Origin of the sequence: uncultured Chryseobacterium sp. (assembly GCF_913776365.1) — a bacterium.
Lineage (GTDB): Bacteria > Bacteroidota > Bacteroidia > Flavobacteriales > Weeksellaceae > Chryseobacterium.
On record NZ_CAJYMO010000107.1, the window covers coordinates 1 to 9,794 of the forward strand.

A 9,794-nucleotide genomic window follows, 5' to 3' on the forward strand; every position below is an offset into this window, starting at 1 on the left:
CACAAGAACAGATCAACGATCCCGGTCAGTTTACCGGAATTAAAGATACCGGTGTTGATGACGAAAATGAAGAGCTGGGCAAGGTTTTCCATAATTTCAACCTGAAGATTTCAAAAGATTTCCGGAACGGTTTCCGGTTCTCCTTCTATGCCAATAACTTCCTGGACCTGAAGCAGACAAGGACCACCTACACCAGCGGCAAGTACATCACTACGCTCAACAATGATATTCTGAAGCTGTCTTTCGGGGCCAAGATCGAATACCAGTTCTAAAATTTACCTTATAAATACATGATTATGAAACACGTGTTCAGTTTTTTATCAATGATGCTCTTCCTGGTTTCCTGCAGGGACAACGATTTCGGGAACGAAGGCAGTACCCTTCAGCCCACCGCCTTCCGGGTAGAAGTGAAATATGACGCTTCCTTTTCATCGCTGCATGCCAGAAATGCCCTGGTGGTGCTTACCAACAATAATTCAGGCGACACCTATACGCAGTCTACGGATGCCAATGGGTTTGCTCAATTCACCAGTGTCATTCCCGGTACCTATAAAGTAACCGTTTCCAAGAAAATGGCATCAGATGAATTCAATATAACGTTCGGATATGCTTCTTCGTCTTCGGAAACCAGTTTCAACGGCATTCAGGAGAATGCGGTTGTCAATGTGAATGTGCAGTCTACTTTTATCGAACTGAAAGGAGCAAGGATCGGGGATCTTCTCATCAAACAGATTTCCTACGCAGGCAGCCATGCCACGCAGGGGGCCAGCTTCAGGGATCAGTTTATCGAGATCCACAACAATTCAAATGAAGTGATCTATGCAGACGGGCTTTACCTCGCACAGCTTTACGGAAAGCCGAACACCAATACCACAAACAATTCTTATTCGCAGCCGAACGGCCAGTTCGACTGGAGCAAATCGATCGGGATGACCATGGGAAGTGCTGCGAATACGGATTATGTATACGCCGACTATGTTTTCAGGATTCCCGGATCAGGAACCCAATATCCGATCTTTCCGGGGCAAAGCATGGTAATTGCCTCAAACGGGGTAAACCACAAAGCACCGCTGGTAGACAATACAGGCATGCCGGTTACGGTACAGAACCCGGCACTGACGGTAGATCTGAGTACCGCCGATTTTGAAGTGTACCTGGGCGATTTTAACCTGTCGATCGGGCAGCCGGTTTATAAGTACGACATCCAGAATCCGGCAGTCAAGGACATGCAGATCGCCTATTGGGGAAGACCCGGCTACTGGAACCCAAACAACGATTTTATTATTGATAATCCGGGAAGAGACAGTTTCGTGATTTTCAGGACCGATGATTTCGAAAGCTTCCCAAGCTACTCTGATCCTTCCTATACTACGGTTTCCACAAACATACGGTACTATAAGCAGATTCCGAATTCCGTGATCATCGACGGGGTAGACTTGCAGCATTTCAACCCGAATGCCCAGCGTCCGAAAATGCTCAGCGCTTCCATTGATGCTTCTTCCGTCAGTTGTGATGCAGCCTTCAATTCGCAGGCCGTCATCAGGAAAACCAAGGCGGAAGTTATAATGGCCAACGGTTCCAAGAGGAAAGTGCTGGAAGACACCAATAATTCTGCCAACGATTTTGTAAAACAAAAGGCCAATCCCAGAGGTTTCCAACAATAGTGCACTATGAAATTCAAGACCATCCCTATTATTTCTTTGCTTTCTGCCGGCTGGGCGACGGCACAGCAGAACGACAGTATTTTTATCCCGGTTAACCAGGCCTATTACAGCCAGTTTGAGAAGGTGTGGGAAAATCCCATCCAGTTTTCCGGGCAAAAATTTTCCGACTTCACGGAAACCCGCCTCACTGCCACCGTGAAAGACCTGAATATAAAAAGAGTGCAGACGGCAGACGAGAGCCAGGTCTTCGGTTTCAATACCCGTGGAATCTTCAATATTTCCGACCGGCTCAGGCTGCTGGGGAATTTTGACTACGCGTTCACTACAGAAAAAGGCTTAGGCTACAATTTAACCAATGAAAGAACTGAAGACCGGTTCGTCCTGAATCCCAATTACCTGCTGGTCCCGAAAAAAGCGGACTGGGAAAGCCAGGATTACCGGCTGCAGGGGGGATTATCTTACAAGGTCTGGAAAGGCCTGGAACTGGGAGCCATTGTGGATTACCGCAACCGGAGCGCTTACCGGAAATCAGATCCCCGGCCAGATATCTCAACGGCAGACTATTCCGGGAAAATTTTCGGAGGTTACCGGTTCGGTCAGCATCAGCTTTCGGCATTCGGAGGATTGGGAAGGAAATCTGAGACCTATGACCTGATCTCAGTGAATGAGGCGACAAACGCCCCGGCCAATCCCGATTATTATGTAAGGTTTTCAAACGGATACGGAAGGCTGATCTATTTCCCGTCATATTCTGATTACAGTTACAGGACGATAGACCGGAATTTCGGAGGCGGCTATTCGTTTGAAAACCCAAAAAACTTTTTCAGTATCAATTTTAGCTACAGTACGAAAATGCAGGACCTTTTCGAACGTGACCAAAGCAACAATACCTATTTTGAGGAAAGCCTTGAAAAGATGAAATACAGGCTTGTCAATTACCAGACGGATGCCAATTATGGGTACAAAGGTGAACATACTGATGTTATTTCAAACGTCAATTTCCAAAGTCTGACCGGTGATAATTACAACAATGCCGAATTCGGCCAGAATTACAGGATGACCCTGGATCGTTTATCCACAACGAATCATTTCCTGCTGAGAGAAGGAAGAAAAATACGTTTCGGAGCGACGCTGGAAGGGATATACAATGATTTTTCTGCCATTGACCTGCTTGGGATCACCTATAAATATGTAAAAAGCATCGATTTGAATATCAGGTTTAATAAAGATGTTTTTTTTAATGCTTCCCTGAAAATCAACGTGGAGGCAGGTGCCGCTTATTATTTTCAGGTAAAGGAAAGCCTTACTTATCTCCCGGCTTCCTCCAATACGCTGCTGTACGATAACGTGATAGCGGATGATCATGCTTTTGATTCGACTTCAAAGCTGGGCCCTCAGCTTGGTCTTCAATTCTATCAGAAGGTCGGTGCCAGGACTGACCTGAGAATATTTACCCGTTTTTCTGCCCTGTTCCCACTGAGCAGAGATTTTGAGCAGGATACCGGCTACAACGGAAATCCGAACCTGATCTTCAATGCAGGAATATCACTCTTTTATTAAATAGTATGAAATATCAATATATGCTGTTGCTTTCAGCAGTCCTGTTCATGGCCTATTCTTTTTCAGATTTCCGTAAGGTTCAGAAAGGGTATTCGGCAGAGGAGCTGAGAGAATTGTATGGAAGCGGAAATCCGGGACGCTGGCCGGAGCCTCAGCTGTTTGATGAGGTAAAAGAAGGCTTCCGGGATATCGGTGTGCTTCCGGCGCCTGGATTTCCGGCAGCCAATCCGTATTCGGAGACCAAAGAAGAACTGGGGAAGATGTTGTTTTTTGATCCCCGCTTATCAAAGTCCGGGCAGATTTCCTGTGCCAGCTGCCATGATCCGGAACTGGCCTGGGCAGACGGCAGAAGGGTAGCCTACGGGCACAACCGGCAGCTGGGAACCAGAAATGCACCCACCATCCTGAACATTGCATATGCCCGGCAGTATTTCTGGGACGGTAGGGCGGCGAGCCTCGAAGATCAGGCGAAAGCACCGATTGAAAATCCGCGGGAAATGAATTTCCATTCCAGGCTGGCCGTAAAAGCAATTGCCAAAATAAAAGGCTATAAAATGCATTTCCGCAAAGCCTTCGGCACGGACAGGATTACGGAAAAGCAGATTACCGATGCCATTGCTACCTTTGAAAGGACAATCGTAAGTCCGAAATCCAGGTTTGACCGTTTCATCAGCGGCGAGAAGAAGGTAATGACGGATTCCGAAATCAGTGGACTGCATCTGTTCAGGACGAAAGCCAACTGCATCAACTGTCACAACACACCGTATTTTTCAGACCAGAAGTTCCATAACATCGGGCTGACCTACTTTGGCCGTGAATATGAAGACCTGGGGCTGTACCATATCACGAAAAAAAATGAAGACGTGGGGAAATTCAAAACGCCGACTCTGAGAGAAATCAGCCGGACGGCCCCTTATATGCACAATGGCCTCTTCCCGAATCTCCGGGGCGTACTGAATATGTACAATGCCGGAATGCCGAATGAGAAAAGGAACCGCGATAGTCCGCTCGCACCACAAAAATCGGGAATGCTGAAAAGACTGAATCTGACGAATGAAGAGCTGCGGGATCTGGAAAATTTCCTGAATACCCTTCACAGTTATAAATACAAAATGCGGGCACCGCAATTACCGGAATAAAACAAGGAAAGCAACAGCTTACCTTGTTTTATCACCCATCTGAAATTTATTCGTATCTTCCATTAAAAAATGTGGAATTTATTCATGTTCCTGTCAGTTCTTGCTGCCGGTTCAATGTACGGTCAGGAGGTACCGGCGATTCGGAAAATTGTTGAGGAGATCAATCTGGCCGGAAATTATCAGGTAAAAACGGTTCCCAATGAGTATTTTGTCGCTATAGGCCAGGTCACGGACAATGGCATTGAGGCCAAAGGTTTTTACCGGAATGGCGAACTGAAAAAGATAGAATATTCGGCAGGTCTTTCGGCCTGGAATTACGTGACTGAATATTTTTTCCACCGGGGCCGGCTGGTTTTTGTCCATCTTAAGAAATACCGTATTTCGGGAGAAAGAGGATACCTTAAAAAGCCGGTACTGATAGCAGAGTCCAGACGGTATTACGGAAACGGAAAGCTTATAAAAACGGTAGGGAAATCAGACAAAGATCAGGGAAGCACAGCTGATTTCGGGCAGGCCGCTGAACTGAAGAAAGATTTGGAAGATTATCCATAGGTGGAAATCGGCAATTTCCGTACCTTTGTCAGCTAATTTTATCAATACATGCAACCCGGAAAAACCCAGACTTTACAGATTTCAGATAAAAACAGCTCAGGATGGATCCTTACGGATGAATCCGGAGAAAAAGCCTTCCTGCCGAAAATTTTCACTCATGACGATAAGGAAATCGGTGAGGATCTTGAGGTTTTCGTGTATCAGGATGATGGGAAACTGAAAGCCACTACCGAGATCCCGCTGGCCGAAGTGGATGAGTTTGCCGTGATGAGCTGCGTACAGAGCCTGCCGAGCGGTGCTTTTATGGACTGGGGAATCATTAAGGACCTTTTTATCCCATACAAGCAGCAGAAGACAAAAATTATCGAAGGAAAGAGATACCTGGTTCATATTTATATCGATGATGTTCTGGAACTGATCACCGGAACCACCAAGTTCAAAAGGAACCCGCAGTACCAGGACCTGCCGTTCAAGAAAGGGGATAAGGTAAACCTGATCATGATGAACGAAAGCGAGCTGGGCTGGAATGTGGTGATCAACAAAAAATACATCGGGCTGATTTACGCCTCGGATGTCTTTAAAAAGCTGTATCCGCTATCGGAAGAAACCGGGTACATCAAAACCATCCGGGAAGACGGGAAAATAGACATTTCCCTGCAGCCGGAAGGATTTGAAAACATTGATGAGTTCAAAAAGAAAATCCTGGATAAACTGGAAGAAAATTACGGGCTGCTGTATCTCTCGGATCAGTCGACGCCGGAGGAAATCAGGGATGAACTCCAGATGAGCAAGAAAAACTTTAAAAAAGCCATCGGCGGATTGTATAAAGATAAGATCATTGATCTTTCAGATGATAAGATTAAATTGTTATAAAAAATAAAACCGGGCAGAACATTCTGCCCGGTTTTATTTTGTCTTACTTGTTAATTTATTCCCTGTTCTTGATCAGCAGCCATCCGGTATACATCCTGCCATCTGATACTTTAATGGTATACCAGTAATTGCCGGTAGGAAGCGGGCTCCCGTTCAGCTTTCCGTTCCAGGACAGCGGTTTTTTGGTCATCACTTCTTTGAAGACGGGCAGTCCCCTGCGGTCATAGACATTGACTTCCGTTCCGGGATAGTTTTCAAGTCCCTGTATGTTCCAGTGGTCGTTGTAGCCATCAGCATTCGGAGTGAAGGCATTGGGAATATCGAAAATGGAAAATTTCTTCCGGCCGATGATGCATCCGCCTTTGGTCCTCACATAAACAATGTATTCCCCGATAGACAGGTTGGTAAATACATTGGAATCCTGCCATACAAGATTGTCAAGTGAATATTCAAAGCTTCCTGAAGCAGAAAGAATGACTGTTGCTGTACTATTGCTGATGTTTACTGCCGTAATTTCCGGAAGGGACGTATAGCTTACCTGTACCGTATCGGTATTCTGGCATCCGGAACTGTTGGTTACGGTCACGGAATAGGTTCCCGGAACGGAAACGGAAATGGTCTGCGTGGTGGCTCCCGTATTCCACAGGTAGGACGAATAGCCGGCTCCGGCATCCAGGGTTATGCTTTTCCCGTCGCAGAAATCAATCTTTTCCGGAAGTTCCACATTGGGTTTCGGGTGCAGTGTGAGATTCAGCCGTACTACTTTAAAGCAACCGTCGGCTGTCATTACTTTTACATGGATGATAGTGGTTCCCAACGGAAGACTGTATGCAGACGGATTTCCTATCGGGTTTCCGGAAGCGTCGGTATAGGCAAAGGTGTAGAGCGCAGGGTTAGCAATGATATCCTGCTGATAGGAAACCAGGTTTACGGTCATCGAACTCCCCGTACTGGTGTTGCAGAAAACCGATGCATGATCATGAGCCGGGACATTATCGGTGGAAAGCGTCACGGCGATGGCCAGCTTTTCAGACTCGCAGTTAGTAACGGTTTGGGTAGCAAAATACGTTACGCCGTGAATCAGCGGCGTTGTGAGCGGCAGCAGGGTTCCTGCGGCATTGTAGAACCGGATCCCGTTTCCTGCAACCGCAAGGCTGGCCAGTGTAGGGCTGGCAGAAGCACAGAAATCCTGGGCTGCGTTTCCGGCCGGTTTCGGGGTTTCATTCACTATGGCCTGGACGGCTGTTTTGTTGCTTTCGCAGCCGTTGATGGTCTGCGAAGCATAGTAGGTCTGGCCATTCATCAGAGGAGCTGTTGCAGTCAGCAGGTTGCCCGCTGCATCATACCATCTGATATTCTGCCCTGTAGCCTGAAGGTCTGAAATTTCAGGCAGGCTGGTGGCGCAGAAAGTCTGTTGAGAGCTGGCAACAGGCGTAATTCCCTGTGTTGAAAAAACTTTGAAAGCAACTTTCACACTTTCACAGCCACTGCTATATTGTGTGACATAATATTGATAGCCTGCAATAATATTGGCATAATTACCCACAAGATTTCCTGTCGCATCATAAAAATGGATATTTTGATTGTTATTGATATTAAGCTGATTTAAAGTCATTTGATTTACATCGCTGCAAAAATAAAAATCATTTACAGATAATGCTGGAGGAGAATTTTTTATGATCACCTGTACAGCCAGCCGTTTAGGATTATATGGACAGGATTCGTCCTGTACGGAAGCATAGTAGGTAACATTATTCTGCAAAGGTGTATTTGCCGCCAAAGGCGAAAATGCCACTGGAGAATTATACCAGTTTGTGTAAGAAGTATTCGGGGATAAATCTGCTACTGTAGGGCTTGCGGAAGAACAGAAAGTTTGTATTTTATCACCATCAGGCATACCATTATAACATTTGCTGAATTTTTGTACAGATCCATTGATATCACCAATAGTATACTTGATAATTTTTATATCCTGGTCAGGATCGAAGTCCTGGTAATCATCATAATATCCTGCGAGAATAATATTTCCCTCGTAATCGATATTTTGACTGTACGAAAAAGAAGAGAAATCACTTTTATTAAAAATCAGTTTTCCATCATTCCGGAATTTTAAATAATACGTATCTGCATTACGACTTAAATAACTGTAATTCAGTCCTAAATCCAATTTCTTTACCTTTTCTTCGGTATTATTATTTCCGTTTACTACTTTAATGGTATTATCCATATAACGTACAAAAAAATTAATGGTATTATCGGGATTTAATTTTATAGATAAAAAATCATATGCATCAGCACCTTTTATTAAGGAATTCCAGACCAGATGACCATTGCTATTTATCTTATAAATAATAGTTTTTCCTCCAAATGGAGCATTGATAATTGTGTTTGGAAAATTGATAGTCTGGGCATCGTAATAGGTACTTGCAGTATAAATATTATTATCATTATCAATATCTATTTTTGAATTCGATGAATATAACAGACCGTAATATGAAAGATTCTGGTACCAGATAAAATTACCTGCGGTATTAAACTTAGCCAGAAAAAGACGATTAGTACCGTTGGTATTTGCCGGAAAAGTATTACTATCAATTTTTAAATAAGCCTCAAAACTTCCCAGTATAATAATATTATTGCTTTTGTCTACTTTCACACAATTGATTGCGGGCATATTATGCGCATGAAGAGGACGTGCCCATACAAATGATCCGTCGGGATTATTTTTCATTATGAAAATTCCATTAGGTGCCGGCAAATTATAAGTAATGCTAGGGTCGGGATTAAAATCAGTATTGGCCAATGGAGGGTAATTTACATAACTTCCTGTAGAAATAATATTATTATTCTGATCGACCGTACATAGAATATTTCCTACATAATTATAAATATTTCCGAAAATATAATTTCCGGCTGCGTCAAGTTTTACAATATAAGAGCTGTATTCATTTATTCCTGTATTGAAGACAGAATTTGAATTTGGATTTAATCTTAAATTTTGTCCATCTGTATATCCTGCAAGAATCACATCGTCTTGTTTGTCAACAACTAAAGACGTAATTCCGGATCCATAATCTGAACTGATTTCTTTTACCCAAATAACATTTTTGTTTTTATCCAGCTTTGCAATAACAGCTCTTGATAATTCGCTGGCTGATGTAGTTTTGGTTATTGTGCCAAATGAAATACTGTATACGCCGGCAGAGGCTAATTTTCCATATCTCCCGGCTACATAAATATTTCCCTGAGAATCTGTATCGCTAACCGTAATATAATGCTGAGATTCAACAATCGTACTGGTGGTCTGAAAGTTCCAGATATGATTTTGGGCAAAACCAAATCCATAGTAAAGAATAGCAAATAGAAACAAGAGTTTTCGCATCGGTTATTAAATTTCCGGCAAAGATAATGAAACAGGCGGTTTCCGAAAATTAATTTTAGGTAAATCCACCTGCGACTGCACCTGAAAAATCAGCATTTTTCCGCAGATCGAACGGAGCGTCTGAAAGAGATTCTTTCCGGGATAGGGACTGCATGTCCTGAGAAGGCACACATCGTCAGTATTTATGATCAATTCTATAAAAATAGTAGTTTGACACTTTGCCAGCCGGCAAAAAAACCTGATGCATATCATAATAATTTCCTTAATTATTTTGTTTAACAATTTTGTCAAAACAATTGATTGGTTTAAATTTGCACAAAGTTGTTTAACAAAAATGTCAAATCAGATCAAAAAAGACCAGACGCAGGAACTTATTAAGGAAACCACCAAGAATCTATTCTTTGTGAAAGGGAAGTTTGACGCTACCACACAGGAAATTGCCGATGCGGCCGGTGTCAACAGGACACTGATCAACTACTATTTCCGCTCCAGGGATAACCTGATCCAGATTATCTTCGACGAAGCGCATAAAGTAGAGCACGAAAAGTCTGAGATCATCATGAATTCAGACCTGCCTTTTAAAGAAAAAATTGCCCAGTTCATCGAGGGAAGCCTGTCCACCAG

General features: G+C 43.6%; 8 protein-coding genes. 7 read left to right on the forward strand and 1 reads right to left on the reverse strand.

Annotated features, from left to right (window positions below):
• The 6 genes from QZ735_RS05215 to QZ735_RS05240 form a co-directional block, all read left to right on the forward strand.
• Nucleotides 1–272: hypothetical protein (locus tag QZ735_RS05215; protein WP_294245160.1), on the forward strand; the 272-nt coding region annotated here is incomplete at its 5' end.
• Nucleotides 273–296: 24 nt separating this feature from the next.
• Nucleotides 297–1,664: a DUF4876 domain-containing protein gene (locus QZ735_RS05220; RefSeq protein ID WP_294245163.1), complete on the forward strand. Its 1,368-nt coding sequence runs from the start codon at nt 297–299 to the stop codon at nt 1,662–1,664.
• Nucleotides 1,665–1,670: 6 nt separating this feature from the next.
• Nucleotides 1,671–3,224, forward strand: a complete 1,554-nt coding sequence (locus tag QZ735_RS05225) for a DUF6850 family outer membrane beta-barrel protein (RefSeq protein ID WP_294245166.1) — start codon at nt 1,671–1,673, stop codon at nt 3,222–3,224.
• A gap of 5 nt (nt 3,225–3,229) precedes the next feature.
• Nucleotides 3,230–4,363, forward strand: coding sequence for a cytochrome c peroxidase (locus tag QZ735_RS05230; protein WP_294245169.1), 1,134 nt, complete (start codon nt 3,230–3,232; stop codon nt 4,361–4,363).
• Between the two features lie 69 nt (nt 4,364–4,432).
• Nucleotides 4,433–4,915, forward strand: a complete 483-nt coding sequence (locus QZ735_RS05235; protein WP_294245172.1) for a hypothetical protein — start codon at nt 4,433–4,435, stop codon at nt 4,913–4,915.
• Between the two features lie 48 nt (nt 4,916–4,963).
• The gene (locus QZ735_RS05240; protein ID WP_294245177.1) at nt 4,964–5,788 is read left to right on the forward strand and encodes a S1-like domain-containing RNA-binding protein; all 825 of its coding nucleotides are present in this window, start codon (nt 4,964–4,966) and stop codon (nt 5,786–5,788) included.
• Nucleotides 5,789–5,843: 55 nt separating this feature from the next.
• Here QZ735_RS05240 and QZ735_RS05245 read toward each other — a convergent pair whose 3' ends face one another.
• Nucleotides 5,844–8,015: a T9SS type B sorting domain-containing protein gene (locus QZ735_RS05245; protein ID WP_294245179.1), complete on the reverse strand. Its 2,172-nt coding sequence runs from the start codon at nt 8,013–8,015 to the stop codon at nt 5,844–5,846.
• Between the two features lie 1,489 nt (nt 8,016–9,504).
• On the opposite strand from QZ735_RS05245, the gene QZ735_RS05250 reads away from it, so the two are divergent.
• On the forward strand, nt 9,505–9,794 hold a 290-nt coding region (locus QZ735_RS05250; protein ID WP_294245182.1), incomplete at its 3' end, for a TetR/AcrR family transcriptional regulator.

Bases quoted from the DNA above. Each gene is read 5' to 3' on its own strand.
- QZ735_RS05220 (WP_294245163.1), top strand. From the start codon at position 297: ATGAAACACGTGTTCAGTTTTTTATCAATGATGCTCTTCCTGGTTTCC.
- QZ735_RS05225 (WP_294245166.1), top strand. From the start codon at position 1,671: ATGAAATTCAAGACCATCCCTATTATTTCTTTGCTTTCTGCCGGCTGG.
- QZ735_RS05230 (WP_294245169.1), top strand. From the start codon at position 3,230: ATGAAATATCAATATATGCTGTTGCTTTCAGCAGTCCTGTTCATGGCC.
- QZ735_RS05235 (WP_294245172.1), top strand. From the start codon at position 4,433: ATGTGGAATTTATTCATGTTCCTGTCAGTTCTTGCTGCCGGTTCAATG.
- QZ735_RS05240 (WP_294245177.1), top strand. From the start codon at position 4,964: ATGCAACCCGGAAAAACCCAGACTTTACAGATTTCAGATAAAAACAGC.
- QZ735_RS05245 (WP_294245179.1), bottom strand. From the start codon at position 8,015: ATGGATAATACCATTAAAGTAGTAAACGGAAATAATAATACCGAAGAA.